The sequence below is a fragment of the Actinosynnema sp. NPDC049800 genome, assembly GCF_040656635.1.
GTDB lineage: Bacteria > Actinomycetota > Actinomycetes > Mycobacteriales > Pseudonocardiaceae > Actinosynnema.
Genome location: NZ_JBFAMT010000001.1, coordinates 385,900 through 400,309, shown reverse-complemented (window position 1 = coordinate 400,309; position 14,410 = coordinate 385,900). Strand labels below are relative to the sequence as shown.

General features: G+C 71.5%; 15 protein-coding genes. 6 read left to right on the top strand and 9 right to left on the bottom strand.

Annotated features, from left to right (window positions below):
- Positions 1-60: 60 nt before the first annotated feature.
- From AB0I91_RS01875 to AB0I91_RS01840, 8 genes are all read right to left on the bottom strand, one after another.
- The gene (locus AB0I91_RS01875) at positions 61-369 is read right to left on the bottom strand and encodes an STAS domain-containing protein (RefSeq protein ID WP_498785127.1); all 309 of its coding nucleotides are present in this window, start codon (positions 367-369) and stop codon (positions 61-63) included.
- Positions 366-2,435 (bottom strand): glycogen debranching protein, encoded by a 2,070-nt coding sequence (locus tag AB0I91_RS01870; protein ID WP_498785128.1) that lies wholly within the window; start codon positions 2,433-2,435, stop codon positions 366-368. Before AB0I91_RS01870 ends, AB0I91_RS01875 begins: the two co-directional genes overlap by 4 nt.
- Complete coding sequence (locus AB0I91_RS01865; RefSeq protein WP_498785130.1) at positions 2,432-4,261, bottom strand: AGE family epimerase/isomerase; 1,830 nt, start codon at positions 4,259-4,261, stop codon at positions 2,432-2,434. Before AB0I91_RS01865 ends, AB0I91_RS01870 begins: the two co-directional genes overlap by 4 nt.
- Complete coding sequence (locus AB0I91_RS01860; protein ID WP_498785132.1) at positions 4,258-4,866, bottom strand: DJ-1/PfpI family protein; 609 nt, start codon at positions 4,864-4,866, stop codon at positions 4,258-4,260. The genes AB0I91_RS01865 and AB0I91_RS01860 overlap by 4 nt, the downstream gene beginning before the upstream one ends.
- A gap of 152 nt (positions 4,867-5,018) precedes the next feature.
- Positions 5,019-5,792 (bottom strand): hypothetical protein, encoded by a 774-nt coding sequence (locus AB0I91_RS01855; RefSeq protein ID WP_499618960.1) that lies wholly within the window; start codon positions 5,790-5,792, stop codon positions 5,019-5,021.
- On the bottom strand, positions 5,789-7,399 hold the full coding sequence (locus AB0I91_RS01850; RefSeq protein ID WP_498771999.1) for a thiamine pyrophosphate-binding protein: 1,611 nt from the start codon (positions 7,397-7,399) through the stop codon (positions 5,789-5,791). The genes AB0I91_RS01855 and AB0I91_RS01850 overlap by 4 nt, the downstream gene beginning before the upstream one ends.
- Before the next feature lie 72 nt (positions 7,400-7,471).
- Positions 7,472-8,299: a type 1 glutamine amidotransferase domain-containing protein gene (locus AB0I91_RS01845; RefSeq protein ID WP_230571697.1), complete on the bottom strand. Its 828-nt coding sequence runs from the start codon at positions 8,297-8,299 to the stop codon at positions 7,472-7,474.
- A 28-nt stretch (positions 8,300-8,327) separates the two neighbouring features.
- Positions 8,328-8,867 (bottom strand): hypothetical protein, encoded by a 540-nt coding sequence (locus AB0I91_RS01840; protein WP_498772001.1) that lies wholly within the window; start codon positions 8,865-8,867, stop codon positions 8,328-8,330.
- Between the two features lie 249 nt (positions 8,868-9,116).
- Between AB0I91_RS01840 and AB0I91_RS01835 the strand changes: the two genes are divergently transcribed.
- A complete protein-coding gene (locus AB0I91_RS01835) occupies positions 9,117-10,613 on the top strand; it encodes an MFS transporter (RefSeq protein ID WP_498772003.1) in 1,497 nt (498 codons plus the stop codon).
- A 97-nt stretch (positions 10,614-10,710) separates the two neighbouring features.
- On the opposite strand, the gene AB0I91_RS01830 is transcribed toward AB0I91_RS01835, so the two are convergent.
- Entirely contained in the window at positions 10,711-11,538 is an 828-nt protein-coding gene (locus AB0I91_RS01830; protein WP_498772005.1) for a helix-turn-helix transcriptional regulator, read from the bottom strand.
- 108 nt (positions 11,539-11,646) lie between these two features.
- Here AB0I91_RS01830 and AB0I91_RS01825 point away from each other — a divergent pair, with 108 nt between their 5' ends.
- From AB0I91_RS01825 to AB0I91_RS01805, 5 genes are all read left to right on the top strand, one after another.
- Complete coding sequence (locus tag AB0I91_RS01825; protein WP_499634710.1) at positions 11,647-12,171, top strand: LLM class oxidoreductase; 525 nt, start codon at positions 11,647-11,649, stop codon at positions 12,169-12,171.
- On the top strand, positions 12,168-12,599 hold the full coding sequence (locus AB0I91_RS01820) for an ester cyclase (RefSeq protein ID WP_498772007.1): 432 nt from the start codon (positions 12,168-12,170) through the stop codon (positions 12,597-12,599). The genes AB0I91_RS01825 and AB0I91_RS01820 overlap by 4 nt, the downstream gene beginning before the upstream one ends.
- Positions 12,596-12,913: a putative quinol monooxygenase gene (locus AB0I91_RS01815; RefSeq protein WP_499611701.1), complete on the top strand. Its 318-nt coding sequence runs from the start codon at positions 12,596-12,598 to the stop codon at positions 12,911-12,913. The genes AB0I91_RS01820 and AB0I91_RS01815 overlap by 4 nt, the downstream gene beginning before the upstream one ends.
- 40 nt (positions 12,914-12,953) lie before the next feature.
- Positions 12,954-13,757 (top strand): SDR family NAD(P)-dependent oxidoreductase, encoded by an 804-nt coding sequence (locus tag AB0I91_RS01810; RefSeq protein WP_499611704.1) that lies wholly within the window; start codon positions 12,954-12,956, stop codon positions 13,755-13,757.
- Between the two features lie 78 nt (positions 13,758-13,835).
- Entirely contained in the window at positions 13,836-14,249 is a 414-nt protein-coding gene (locus AB0I91_RS01805) for a VOC family protein (protein WP_230571704.1), read from the top strand.
- The last annotated feature ends 161 nt before the right edge of the window (positions 14,250-14,410 follow it).

Here is a 14,410-nt window from a genome sequence, read left to right as displayed (position 1 = left end):
TTCTGTCTTGACCCGTTGTCGCACCGGCACCGCGTCGCCGCGGTGTGCTCCGGGCGATGACTAGCTCGCCAGAGTCGCGGTGCCTCCCAACCCGCCCAGCGCCAACGCCGCCATCACCGACGGCCGCGCGCCGACGACGATGACCTCGGCGCCCGCCGGCAGCCGCTGCTGGGCGTAGACCAGGGCGCGGACGGCGCCCGGCGTCAGGCCGGTCACCTCGCGCATCTCGATCACGAGGCGGCGCACCTGCCCGCCGCCGAGTTCGTCGAGCAGGTCCCGCAGACGGGGCAGCGCCTCGTCGTCCACTTCGCCTGCCAGGTGGATCGTGGTCGACCGGCCGTTCGACCCCGAGTAGACCGACGTGCTCATCCCGAACCCTCCTCGTTGGACGATGTGTGCGCCCACAGCACGGCCGCGGACCGCGCGGGCAGGCGCAGGACGTGGCCGTCGCGCAGCGTCGTCGCGGCGTCGAGCGGCCGGGCGAATCCGGTGTTGGCGAAGACGCGCCACGTGCTGTCGGCGGGTGGCTGGGGGAGAGCCACTTCCTTGTCCTCTGACCCGGCGTTCGCGGCCACGACCACAGTATCCAAACGATCCGACAATCCAGCGCCCCCCGGATTCGGATCGTGGATCATGGCGATCACCAGGTGCGAGTCGGCCGACCAATCCGGTTGCCAAGCGCGCTCGCCGTGCCAACTGACCGGCGGGTAGCCGCCGTCCGGTGTGGATTCGCCGTGCGGGTGCTCGGCGCGCCGCAGCACCGGGTGCGCCCGCCGGAACTCCAGGCAGGCCCTGGTGAACTCGACCAGGTCCCGGTTGCGGTCGACCAGCGACCAGTCGACCCAGGTCGACGGACCGTCGTGCGGGTAGGCGTTGTTGTTGCCGCCCTGCGTGCGGCCGAACTCGTCGCCGGCCAGCAGCATCGGCACGCCCCGGCTGGTGAGCAGCAGCAACAGCGCGTTGCGCACCTGCCGCGCCCTCGTGCCGAGCACCTCCGGGTCGTCGGTGGGCCCCTCCACGCCGCCGTTCCAGCTGGCGTTGTGGTCCTCGCCGTCGCGGCCGTCCTCGCCGTTGAGGTGGTTGTGCTTGTGGTCGTAGGACGCCCAGTCGGCGAGGGTGAACCCGTCGTGGCAGGTCACGAAGTTGACCGACGCGGTGGCGCCGCGCCCGCTGTAGAGGTCGGGCGATCCGACGAGTCGGGTGGCGACGTCACCGGTGGTTCCCCCGCGTCCCACCAGGAACGCCCGCAGCGCGTCGCGGTACCGCCCGTTCCACTCCATCCATCGGCCGTAGTGCGGGAAGGCACCGACCTGGTAGAGGCCGCCCGCGTCCCACGCCTCCGCGATCAGCCGCGTGCCCGCCAGCACGGGGTCCGCGGCCAGCGCCGCCACGAGCGGCGGGTCGGCCAGCGGCGCGCCGTCACGGCCGCGCGTGAGCACCGAGGCGAGGTCGAAGCGGAACCCGTCCACGTGGTACTCGTGCACCCAGTGGCGCAGGCTGCGCACGACCCACTCCCGCACCAGCGGGTGGTTGGCGTTGAGCGTGTTGCCCGCGCCGCTGAAGTTGCGGTGCCTGCCGGACTCGTCGAGCAGGTAGTAGGACGACTCGTCCAAGCCGCGCAGCGACAGCGTGGGCCCGCGGTGGTCGCCCTCGGACGTGTGGTTGAAGACCACGTCCAGGACCACCTCGATGCCCGCCGCGTGCAGCTGCTTCACCAGTTCCTTCAGCTCCACGTCGGGCCGTTCGCCGCGGGCGTAGTTCGCCTTCGGTGCGAACACGCCGACCGGGCTGTAGCCCCACGTGTTGAGCAGCGGCACGCCCGTCTCCGGGTGCACGTGGACGTTGTCGGTCTCGTCGAACTCGAAGACCGGCATCAGCTCCACGCAGTTGACCCCGAGCCGGCGCAGGTACGGGATCTTCTCGGCCAACCCGGCGAACGTGCCGGGAGCGGCCACACCGGACGTTTCGGACCGGGTGAAGCCCCGCACGTGCAGCTCGTAGACCACCAGGTCCTCGGTGGGCACGCGCGGCGGCCGGTCGTCGCCCCAGTCGAAGTCCGGGGTGGCGATCCGCGACCGGTAGGCGGGCCGCCGCCCCCACTCGCCGGCGCCGGCCAGCAGCCGCGCGTCCGGGTCGAGCAGCACGGGACCGCGCTCGCCGGCGCGCTCGACCCGGAACCCGTAGTCCGCGTCCGCGGGCGCCAGGCCGAGCACGTGCGCGGTGAACACCTCGCCGACCCGGTGCTCCGGCGGGAACTCCAGTTCGGTGAGGACCGAACCGTCGTCGCGGTCCATCAGCACCAGCCACATGCGGTCCGCCCGCGCCGCGGCGACCGCGAAGTTCACGCCGTCCGCCGTCGGGGTAGCCCCGAACGGGGTGGGGCTGCCCGGTGCGAGCCGCAGCCCGGCCAGGCGGCCCGTCGCCGTCGTGGTCACCGTTCGTCCTCCCCCAGGGGCCGCAGGCGCACCTGGACCGTCCGCCTGGCCGTGCCCTCCGGCAGCTTCACCGTCATCTTCTCCGCGTCGAAGTCCTGGTACGGACTGCCGTCCACGAGCACCCGGTCCAGCACCACCCGACCGCGCGGCAACGCGTCCGGGGCCACCCGCAGCAGGCCGCCCGGGAACGTCGCGTCCGCGTCCGGCGAGAACCACAGGTCGAGCGGCTCGCCGTGCCACAGCAGTCTGTTGTAGACGGTCGCGAGGTAGCACAGCTCCGCGGAGTGGTACATGCTCATGGAGTGGTTGCCCTTGAGGCGCTCCAGGCCCGCGAGGTAGGGCGATCCGGCGGCCTGCACGGCGAAGTACACCGCGCCGTCGTCGTGGTCGAGGAAGAACGCGTTGTAGAACGCCTCGGCCTCGGCCGCGTGCTTGAGGTACTCGGCGTCGCCCGTGGAGCCCGCCAGGACCAGGTAGGCCAGGATCGCCTGCTCCTGCTGCCACCACGCCTTGCGGTCGTGCCAGACGAACGCGTGCCGCCCGTCGCGGGCCTGCCGCTCCAGCACGTCGTACCAGCCGCCGCGCCGGGGGTCGCGCCCGACGCCCGGCATGGTGGCGGCCAGCCGCGCGGCCGTGCGCGTGTACTCGTTCTTGGGGCGCAACGCGTTCATCCGGGTGAGGTTCCACGCGATCTTGAGGTTGTGCCCCACCACCGCGCGGTCCTGCTGCCAGCCCCACGTCTTGTCCGGCGTCCAGTCCGCGTGGAACCGCTCGCGCACGAACGGGCTCGCGTCCGGGCCCCGGTCGGGGAAGTGGGTCACGATCATGTCGAACGTGTGCTCCAGCATCCGCAGGTAGCGCTGCTCGCCGGTGGCCAGGTACAGGTTGAACAGGTAGGCCGGTGCGTGGTCGCCGACGGAGTTCCAGTTCTTGCGCGACCTGTTGCGCCCCAACGACTCCGCGTGCGGGCTCAGGGTCAGCGGGTCGACGTGCGAGAAGTAGCCGCCCAGGCGCGGGTCGGCGAAGTGCCGCTCGAACAGCCGGATCGTCGCCTCGATGTCGTCGCGCAGCCACGGCGTGCCGGTGAGCCGGTAGGTCTGCACCAGGCCGGCGAGCGCGTAGATCTGCTCGTAGGCCGGGATGGTCAGCTCGTCGTCGCTGAACTCGGAGGCGAACAGCTTGCGCTGCCTGCCGCCGTCGACCTCCAGGCCGTGGTACCAGTACACCAGGCGGCCGACGTCGGTCTCGTCGACGAAGCGCAGGTTGTCCCGCAGGTACTCGGAGCCGCGCTCGGCGACCTCCAGGTGCGCCTCGTCGCCGGTCAGCATGTACGCGGTGGCCATGCCGTAGACCAGGCGGGAGATCGTGTCGGTCTCCTGCACGTGCGAGTCGGTCTTGTCGCCGCCCAGCCGCAGCACCGTGCGGTAGTCGGCGAAGTCCACCGGGCCCGTGCCGAACTGCGCGCGGCGGTAGAACTTCGCCAGCGACCGGACCTGGTCGACCCACCAGTCGGGCCGGTCGAACACCGGGCGGCCCGCGTCGTCCGCGACCAGCCAGATCCGCTCCGCCTGCTGGCGGCGCGGGCCGGGGTAGACGGGGCCGAAGCTGAACACCATCGCGCCCGGCTTGAGCATCTCGTCCAGCCGGCCGTTGACGTCCCGGTAGGGCTCGCCGAGGTTGCGCACCAGCTGGGCCGCGGTCTCCGACGTGCGGTGCACGACCTCGCGGTCGCCGCCGAACGTGTCCAGCACCAGCCGGTCGCCGGAGGACTCGACGACGTAGCCGCCGTAGAGGTCGGAGTAGGTGCGTTCGGGCGCCGCGGTCACGCCGCCACCAGCCTGGCGGACAGCTGCTCGATGACGGTGCGGGCCAGCAGGTGGCAGTGCTCGACGGTGCGGGTGCTGATCAGGTCGCGGTCGACGGCCACGTCGGTGTCGGAGTAGACCGCGCCCATGTTGCGCACGTCGCTGACCAGGTTGTTGTGGCAGGTGACCGTGCGGCCTGCCATGACCTCCGGCGCGGCGGACATCAGCCACAGGCCGTGGCAGGAGAACACCTTCAGCAGCCGGGGGATGCGGAACGCGCGGCGCATCACCTGCACCGCGGGTGCCACGCCGCCGGGCCGTTCGCTGTAGCGGAGCCGGTCCGACACCATGCCGGACGGGACGATCAGCGCGTGCAGGGCGTTGAGCTCGTGGTAGTCCAGGGCTTCGAGGTCGCCGTCCACCGCGACCTCGCCGCCGAGCTCGCGGCCGGTGAAGGTCAGCGACTCGTTGCCCCAGAGGCGGGTGTAGAGCTTCACCTCGGCGCCCGCCTCGGCGAACCGCAGGCGGTAGTAGTCGATCTCCGTCTCGACGAAGTCGCTCTCCATGAGGATGCCGATGCGCAGCCCGGTGAGCGGCCCGGGTAGGACGGGAGCGTTCAGGTCCATGGGATTCTCCATCTGGGTGGTCCGAAGTGGACTGCCGCCTCGTCGCGGCACGGGAGGTGGCGGGCGGCTGGGCGCCGCCCGCCACCGCGTGACACCGGGCGCGCGGAAGTGCCGCGCCGCCGCCGGTGGTGGGGAGGTGGATCAGCTCGCGATCAGCTCGCGACGAGCTCGCCGCGGGCCTGGGGCGCGGCCGGTGAGCCCGCGGCGTCCGGCTGCGCGGTGTCGGCGGTGGGTGATTCGCCCGCCACCGGCCGCGCGGGGTCCGAGGCCGGCCGTGGTCGCCCGGTGTGGTCGGCCGAGGAGGTGCCTGCCGTTCGCGCCTCGTCGGTGACCAGGGCCCCGCCCGGCAGTCCCGGCGCGGAGAGCGCCGCGCTCTGCCCGGCCGCGCCGGATCGTGCCGGCGCCCCTGCTGCCGGGGTCGGTGCGGGCTGTCCGGCGACCAGGGACAGGGCCGACGCCGTCCGGTCGTCGTCCCCGATCGGGGGAGGTGAGCCCGGTAGCGGTTGGGTGGTTCGCGTCACCAGGGTGCGGATGCGCGGCTCGCCGTCCTGGAGCACGACCAGCCACTGCTCGGTCAGCAGGCAGCCCGTCCACCGGCTCCGCGGCGCGGGCCGCTGCCAGCGCCGCGACTCCCACCGCAGCGTCACGGTCACCTCGGCGTGCAGCGGCGACACCAGGTCGACCTCCACCGACAGCACGTCCCGCCGCTGGTCGAAGCACGAGTCGCTCACCTCGCGGTACCAGGACGCGAACTGCTCGCCGTCCCGCACCGTCGCGCCGGGCAACCGCAGCAACAACCCCGACCGCACGAGCCGCCCCCGCAGCTCCGCCACGTCGACGTGCCGCTCCAACGCCCCGTGCCACTCGCGCACCAGCGCCACGACCTCGGCCCGCTCCAACCGACCGCGGCCGGCCGCCCCGCTCACTCGATCACCAGGTCGATCAGGAACGGCCCGCGGTGGCTCAGCATCTCGGCCACCGCGCCGTCCACCTCGCGCAGCCGGCTCACCCGGCGCCCGGGCACGCCGAGCGACGCGGCCAGCTGCGTGAACCCGATGGCGGGCTTGGTCAGGTCGAACGCGCTCGGCCGCTCGTGCGGCTCGATGCCCTGCTCCCGCCAGTACTGGTCGATGTTGTGGTCCAGCAACCGGTAGCGGCCGTTGTTGCAGATCACGAACTTGGCGTCGATGTCGTGCCGGGCGGCCGTCCACAGCGCCTGGATCGTGTACATGCTGCCGCCGTCGCCGGTGAACGCGATCACCGGCTGGTCCGGCCGCGCCAGCTTCGCGCCGAGCGCGCCGGGGATGCCGATCCCGAGCGAACCACCGCGGGTCTGGAAGAAGCGGCCCGGCTCACGCGCCGGCAGGTGCCGCCCCAGCGGCTCGCCCGCGGTGAGCGCCTCGTCGAACAGGATGAGGTCGTTCGGCGCCTGCTGCGCCAACCGCTCGGTGAACAGCTCCAGCACGCTCGGCGGACCCGACGGCGCGACGGTGCGGTTGACCGGACGCGCGGGCGGCGCGGCGACCTCCCCGCCCTGGTGCCCCAGCTCCACGGCCAGCGCCGCGAGCGTGAGCTTCGGGTCGGCCACCACACCGATCTCCACCGGGTGGTTCTTCGCGATCTCGTAGGCGTCCAGGTCGATGTGGACGATCCGGGCGTCCCGCGAGAACGGGTTGCTCAACGCGGGGAACACCTCGGGGAACACGTACGTGCCCACGATCAGCACGCGGTCCGCGTCACCGACGATGCGTGCGCTGTCCGCGCCGAACATGTGGCCGACGTTGCCCGCGTAGGACGGGTCGGCCGCGTCGATGTTGACCTCCGACGAGTTCACCCCGTACACCCGCGCGCCCAGCAGCTGCGCCACGGTGGCCAGCTCGCGCTGCGCGCCGCTCGTCGCGACACCGTCGCCCATCAGCACCAGCGGACGCCTGCCGCCCGACAGCACCGACGCCATCCGCGCCACCAGCGCGGGCTCCGGCAGCACGCGCGTCGACGGCACCACGGTCGGCAGCGCCGGTTCCTCGGTGACGGCGTCGAGCACGTCCGCGGGCAGCGCCACGAACACCGGACCGCGCGGTGGCGTCATGGCGATCTTCACCGCCCGGCGCAGCACCCGCAGCACCGAGTCCGGATCGGTGACCCGGGTGGCGTACTTCGTCACCGGCTCGGCCATGGCCACCAGGTCGACGGCCATCTGCGCGTCCATCGCGTCGTAACGCACACCGGCGTCGCCCGCGATCACGACCAGTGGCGAGCCTCCCCGCTTCGCCTGGTACAGCATGCCGACGGCGTTGCCGAGGCCGACGCCCGTGTGCAGCTGCACCAGGCCCGGCCGCTGCGAGGCGCGGGCGTACCCGTCGGCCATCGCCACGGCCACGCTCTCCTGCAACGCCAGCACGTAGGACATCTCGGTCTGCCCCATGGCGTCGAGCAGACCCTGCTCGACGGTGCCCGGGTTGCCGAACATGTGCGTGATGCCGTCGGCCGCGAACTGCTCGAAGATCGCGACCCGTCCCGGTCGTTTGGTCATGTGCTTCGATCCACCTTCCCCAGTGTGGTGGCGGACGCGGCGCGGACCGGCGCCGCGTCCGCCCGTGACGCCTTACCAGCCGTAGCGGCGCAGGCCGTTCTCCAGCGTGCGCACCAGCAGCTCGCCGGACAGCGCGGAGTCCGGAGTGGACCGCGCGGTGACGAACGGGTAGTCCACGATCACCGACAGCTCCTTGCCGACGTTGCCGTGGAAGCCGCCGAACGCACCCGTCGCGTCGCGCAGGATGTACTCCAGCGGGAACGGGGGCGGGCCCATGTTGAAGTCGACGCCGAGGAAGCCGGTGCCGTCCTTGTAGTCGTACTCCTTGGGGTGGCCCGTGACGTGCTTGCCGTAGATGATGCTCTGGCGGGACTCCCAGTCGCGGGCGAAGGCCAGCACGGTGACGCCGTAGCACTCGGCCAGGATCGGCTTGTCCGCGGCGAAGAAGCCGAGGGTGACCTCGTGCAGGCGCTCGTTGTTGACCATGTCGACCAGCGGGCCGGAGCCGCCGACGAGCACCAGCGCGTCGTAGGCCGCGACCAGGTCGTCCACCGCGGGCTGCAGGTTGCGGTGGTAGGCCTCCAGCTCGCGCAGGAAGTTGATCGAGCTGTGGTAGGGCCGCTCGGGGATGAGGTCGGCCAGGCTGAGCGGGTTGTCCAGCCGGTCGGACTCGTCCAGCGCGCGGACCGCGCGGGCCATCTCCGGCGTGGTCACCGTGCGGCCGAGCGGCGGGTCGATGTAGTCGGGGTCCATGCTCGGCGGCAGCGCGTGGGCGCGCTTGCCGGTGGGGGTGACGAAGGTGACCTGGTAGCCGCGGGCGTCGAACGCCTCCAGCGGACCGACCAGCTCCTCCCCCCAGTAGCCGTACTCGGACAGCACCACGAGAACTCGTCGGGTCACTTCTCTACTCCCTGGGTGTGAGGGTTGCTCAGAGCTCGGCGGAGCCGGGCATCGGGTGCAGGGCGTCCACGACGTACGAGCGGATGCGCAGGCGCCCCGCGTCGTCGCGCACGACCTGCCACGTCTGGTCGGCGTCGAAACCCAGCCACTGGCTGGTCGCCGCCGGCGGGTTCCAGATTCGTGCCTGCCAATTCACGCGCACCTTCACGTCGGCCACGTCGCCGCGAATGGACGACGTCACCTCGGTGACTTCGTGCACTTCGTCGAAAAAGCGGTTGACGACCGTCCGGTACCAACCCAGGAATTCCTCGGTGGTCCTGAGCGTGCCTTCCGGGAAGGTCATCGCGAGGTTGGTGTCGACGAGATATCCGAGCACCTCGTCCTCGGTGCCGTGCTCGTCGAGAGCGCGGTACCAATCGCCGACGAACCGGCTGATCAGATCATTGTCGAGGGTTGCTGGCACTGATTTCTCCCGTGTGGCCGTGTCGGTGGCGAACGGACCGTGGCGACCGTCACCCGCTGTGACATCTTTGGTGTCGTGATTGACGACATGAGTCAATCCGCGCAAGTGGTCCGGGGCAAGGCAGCCGGTGCAACTGGGTGTACTTGACGGAATTGCGGAAGGGGCTTGTTTGCGCCCGTGTTACGGGGGCTTTTGCGCTCGACGTGATAGCCCTGGTGATGAGCCCCACAGCGGCGGCCGGTGCGCGTTGCCTGGTAGTCCTGCTACTAGGAAAGACCCTGGTCTGGTTACCCGGTTGCGGAATGAGGAGGGTGGGCGCATCGGCGTAACGCCGGCGATATCAAGGAGCCGACTTTGTCTCAAACTGCCGACCAGACGGCTGCAGGGCCGCCCACGGGCACCGCCGCGTCGGATGCGGCGACCACTACCAGCACGACCGGGGCCACCGCGTCGGGCCGGCGTCCGAATGCCGGTCTCGTCCTGCTGTTGTTGTGCCTGGCCGAGTTCATGATCGCCCTGGACTTCTCCATCACCAACGTGGCGCTGCCGGTCATCCAGACCGAGCTGGGCTTCACGACTTCCGGCCTGCAATGGGTCATCAGCGCCTACGCCATCACCTTCGGCGGATTCCTGATGCTCGGCGGCCGGATCTCCGACCTCTACGGTCGCCGCCGCCTGTTCATCATCGGCCTCGTCGCCTTCGCGCTGGTGTCGCTGGTCGCGGGCATCGCGCAGGACGACGTGCAGTTGGTGTTGTTGCGCGGTGCGCAAGGTTTGGCGGCGGCGGTGGTCGCGCCGGCGGCGCTGTCACTGCTCACCACGTCGTTCCCGGAAGGGCCGGAGCGCAACCGCGCGCTGGGCGTCTACGGCGCGGTGCTGTCGTTCGGCTTCGTGTCGGGCGTGGTGCTGGGCGGCATCCTCACCGACGTGCTGAACTGGCGGTGGGTGTTCTTCGTCAACGTGCCCATCGGCCTGGGCGCGGCGCTGCTGGCGCCCAAGCTCATCCGCGAGAGCCACGGCCAGGAGAGCAACCGCAAGCTCGACGTGCCGGGCGCGGTCACCATCACCGGCTCGGTGATCAGCATGGTGTACGCGCTGTCCACGATCACCCAGGGCGGCCTCGGCTGGCTGATCTCGCTCGTGCTGTCGATCGTGCTGTTCGCCGCGTTCCTGGCGATCGAGCAGCGCAGCCCGCACCCGCTGATCCCGCTCAAGGTCGTCGCGCAGCGCGTGCTGCTGATCGCGAACCTGATCAACGTGCTGCTGATCGGCTCGTTCGTGGGCATCGCCTACATCCTCACCCTCTACCTGCAGGGCGTGGAGGGCTTCACGCCGTTGCAGACGGGGTTGACGTTCGCCGTGCTCGGCGCGACCGCGGTGGTCGCGGGCATGGCGGCGGGCAAGGTGTCCGGGAAGCTGGGCGGCACGGCCACGCTCGTCGGCGGCCTGCTGATGCAGGCGGTCGGCACCGTGGCCCTGGCGATCCTGCCCGCCACCGGCGCGATCTGGTGGATCCTCGTCGGCATGGCGGTCATCGGTTTCGGCCACGTGTCCGCGGTCGTGATCGTCAGCATCTCGGCGACGTCCGGTGTGCCGGACCACCAGCAGGGCCTCGCGGGCGGCCTGCTGAACACCTCGCAGCAGCTGGGCGCGGCGCTCGGCGCGGCGGCGTTCGCCGCGATCGCGGTCGGCGTCACGGGCGGGATGCTCGCCGAGGGCACACCGCTGGAGCAGGCTGACCCGGCGTCGCTGGTGGCGGGCTTCCGCTACGCGCTCGTCGTGGCCGTGGTGGTGTCCGTGGTCGCGTCGGTGATCGGCGTGACGCTGACCCGCAAGCGCGCGGCCGCCTGACCGGACCGCGATGACGTCCTGGCCGCGCCGCATTCCCCCGGGGCAGACCAGGACGAGTGGTGGGCGCCCGTCCCCCACGGGCGCCCACCACCCCGTGTCAGTCGAAGCGGTCGAGCAGCGTCGCGATGCGGGCCGAGTCGACCGGGCCGACCGGGGTCTGGAGCACTACCGTCAGGGTCGGGTGCTCGACCAGGCGCAGGTGCAGCAGGTCGAGGTCGATGCGGCCGACCTTCGGGTGGTCGAGCCGGTTGACCTCGACGTCGAACTCCGCCACGGGGTAGGAGTCCCAGCGCTTGCCGAACTCCGGACTCGCCTCGCGCAACCGGTCCGCGATCTCGGCGTACCGCCGGTCGCCGCTGTTGCGCCCGGCCGCCGCGCGGAACTGGCCGAGCACGCTGCCCGCCGCGGACTCCCAGTCCACCAGCAGCGACCGCACGAGCGGGTCGGTGAAGATCAGCCACAGCAGGTTCCGCTCGGGCGGCTCGACCGTCGCCGGGTCGACCCACAGCACCGCCTGCGCCGCGTTCCACGCCAGGATGTCCAGCCGCTGGTCGAACACGTACGCGGGGTTGGGCATCAGGTTGTCCAGCACCCGCTGCACGAGCGCGGGCAGCTCGCCGTCCGGCGAACGCGGCTCGGCGGCGCGCAGCCCGGCCAGCTCGAAGATGTGGTCGCGGTCGTCGTCGTCCAGCCGCAACGCCGTCGCCAGCGCCTCGATCACCTGCCGGGACGACGGGATGTCGCGGCCCTGCTCGAGCCACGTGTACCAGGTCAGGCCGACGCCGGAGAGCTGCGCGACCTCTTCGCGGCGCAAGCCGGGCGTGCGCCGACGGCCGGCGGACGCCAGGCCGACGTCCTGCGGCTTGAGCCGTTCCCGGCGAGCGCGCAGGAACGCGCCCAGCTCACGCTTGCGGTGGTCGGTCATCGGGGTGTCTCCGCGGTCGGGCCGAGCTGGGTGGAACCCGGACATCGTATTCGCGCGCGGCGGTCGCACGGCCTGCTCAGCGCTCCCTTCCCACCATGGGGGATCGTCGTGACGCGGCTCCGCGCCGTCGACCCGCCGCCCGCGGTGGCCCTGTCCGCGTCGACCGCGGCGCCGACCGCGGGCCTCGCCGAACTCGCCGGGATCGCGTCGTCGGCCGGGGGAGCGGGCCACGAATCGCTGTGGGCGGGCGAACACCCGCCGTCGCGCGACCTGGCCGGCTCCGCTGACGCGTGCCTGCCGGACGCGCGACCCGTCGACCCGATCGTGCGCCTCTCCCGCCTCGTCGGGGTGGCCGGCCGGATCGGACGGGACTCCGGCGTTGTGATCCTGCCCCTACGTGATCCCGTAGCCCGAGCCGGGCAGCTCGCCCCACCGGGCCGGTTCTCCACGGGCGGGAGGGTGCCCGGGCACGGCGTGGGCCGCGTCGAGCCCACGTTCCGCGCGACCGACGTGCCGTCGGCCACCACGTCTGAGCGCAGTTGCCACAGTGGACCCGGGCTGATTGTCCGGCCCGGCGCCGCTCGGCAGGCTGGGTGGCGCACAGTCCACTCGGACCGGAGGAAAACCCAGTGACCACAACGGATCCGCTGCGGGTCGAGGAGCAGCACGTCCTCGCCATCCGCACGCTCAACGACGTCGTCAACGAGCGCCGCTACGACGACATGGACGAGCTGTTCGCGCCCGGCTTCATCGACAACAACCCGGCGTGGAGCGTCCGCGACGTCGCCGAGCTCAAGGTGCTGCTGGCCGAGGCGCACGAGGCGATGGCGTTCACCTCGCACCACGACCTGATCTACCCGGCCGGCGACGACAAGGTCGTCATCCACATCACCTTCACCGGGCGGTTCGTCAAGGACTTCCTCGGTCAGCGCGCCACCGGTGAGCCGATCACCTGGACCAGCATCGAGGTCTTCCGGTTCGAGCACGGCCGGATCGCCGAGCGCTGGGTCCAGGCCGACACCGCGGGCCTGCTGCGCCAGCTCGGGGTGCCGCTGCCGTGACCACGTCCGTGAAGGGGATCACCATGCCCACGTTCCTGCTGCACATCACCGTCAAGCCCCAGCACCAGGGCGAGGCCCTGCGCACGCTCGCCGAGATCCAGCGGCTGTCCCTGCGGGACGAGGGCTGCGTGGACTTCACCTGGCTGCGCCACGAGGATGACGTGAACAAGTTCACGCTCTTCGAGCGCTGGGAGAGTCAGCAGCACCTGGACGACCACCTCGCCAAGATCATCCCGGTGTGGGAGCAGTTCGCGCCGTGCCTGGAGGGCGACCCCGTCTCCCAGAGCGTGCGCGCGGTCACCGAGCTGGCCTGACCGGCGGCCGGTCGCGAGTCGAACCGAAGGAGAAACACCGTTGAAGGACCGCACTTTCCTGGTCACCGGAGCCACGGACGGCCTCGGGCTCGACCTGGCCCGCAGGCTCGTCAAGACCGGGGCGACCGTGCTGATCCACGGCCGTGACGAGCAACGCCTCGCGAACGCGGCGCGTGACCTCGGTGGTGACGTGCGGACCTACCTGGCGGACTTCGCCGACTTCGACCAGGTCCGCGCCTTCGCCGCACGCCTCGCCGACGACGGCGCGCGGCCGGACGTGCTGATCAACAACGCCGGGATGGGCGCGGGACGCCGCGACGACCAGCGCCTGGAGGGCGCGGCGGGCCACGAGCTGAGGTTCACCGTGAACCACCTCGCCCCGTTCCTCCTCACCAGGCTGCTGCTGCCGCTGCTGGCACCCGCCGCGCGGATCGTCACCGTCGCGTCGGCCGGGCAGTCCCCGATCGACTTCGACGACGTGATGCTGCGCCGGGGTTACGAGCCGTTGCGCGCCTACCGGCAGAGCAAACTGGCCCAGATCGCGACCTGCTTCGAGCTGGCCGAGCGGCTCGACCCGGCGCAGGCCACCGTGAACAGCCTGCACCCGGCGTCCTTGATGGGCACCAAGATGGTCCACGAGACCTTCGGCTACACCATGAGCACCGTGGCGGAGGGCTCCGAGGCGACGTTGCGCCTCGCGCTCTCCGCCGACCTCGCCGGGATCACCGGGCGCTACTACGACGGCGTCCGCGAAGCCCGTGCCCACGCGCAGTGCTACGACCCGTCCGCGCGGCGGCGGCTGTGGCGGCTCAGCAGCGAGCTGGTCGGCCTGCCCCCGACCTGACGCCACCCGGACTGACGCCGCGCCGACCGACGTCACGCGGAACGGGTCGCCGACTGCCATCACCGAAAGGCGATCCCCATGAAGTGGTCCCACGTCGCGCTCAACTGCCGCGACCTGGCAGCGACCGAGGAGTTCTACACGCGCTGGTTCGGCTTCAAGCGCGCCCGTTACTTCGACCTCGGGGAGACGTCCATCGTCTTCCTGAAATCGGGTGAGGCGTACCTGGAGCTGTTCGGCGGCGCCGCGGTGGACGCGGCCGGCGCGCCCACGCTGGTGGAGCGCGACGGCCCGGACCACGTCGGCACGGTGCGCCACCTGGCGTTCCAGGTGGACGACGTGGACGCCCTGCTCGCGCAGATGGGCGAAGACGCGCAGGTCAACCTGGGGCCGATCGACTTCGACGGCTTCATCCCGGGCTGGCGAAGCGCGTGGCTGACCGACCCCGACGGCGTCGTGGTCGAGGTCAGCCAGGGCTACCGCGACGACCTGTAGGGCACCACCCACGAGACCCGGCCTCGACCTCGTCGAGCGCCGGGTCCCGTGCTTTCCGGGCTACTACGTCGAATTTTCCGAGTGGTCTCGCGTTGATGGTTCCGCGCGTAATCCCCAGTCATTCTCGAAAGACGTGGGCGAAGAGTTCCGAAAGCCCGCGG

Excerpts from the sequence above, each read along its gene's own strand:
- AB0I91_RS01850 (WP_498771999.1), bottom strand. The coding sequence starts at position 7,399 with ATGACCAAACGACCGGGACGGGTCGCGATCTTCGAGCAGTTCGCGGCC.
- AB0I91_RS01875 (WP_498785127.1), bottom strand. The coding sequence starts at position 369 with ATGAGCACGTCGGTCTACTCGGGGTCGAACGGCCGGTCGACCACGATC.
- AB0I91_RS01805 (WP_230571704.1), top strand. The coding sequence starts at position 13,836 with ATGAAGTGGTCCCACGTCGCGCTCAACTGCCGCGACCTGGCAGCGACC.
- AB0I91_RS01830 (WP_498772005.1), bottom strand. The coding sequence starts at position 11,538 with ATGACCGACCACCGCAAGCGTGAGCTGGGCGCGTTCCTGCGCGCTCGC.
- AB0I91_RS01860 (WP_498785132.1), bottom strand. The coding sequence starts at position 4,866 with ATGGACCTGAACGCTCCCGTCCTACCCGGGCCGCTCACCGGGCTGCGC.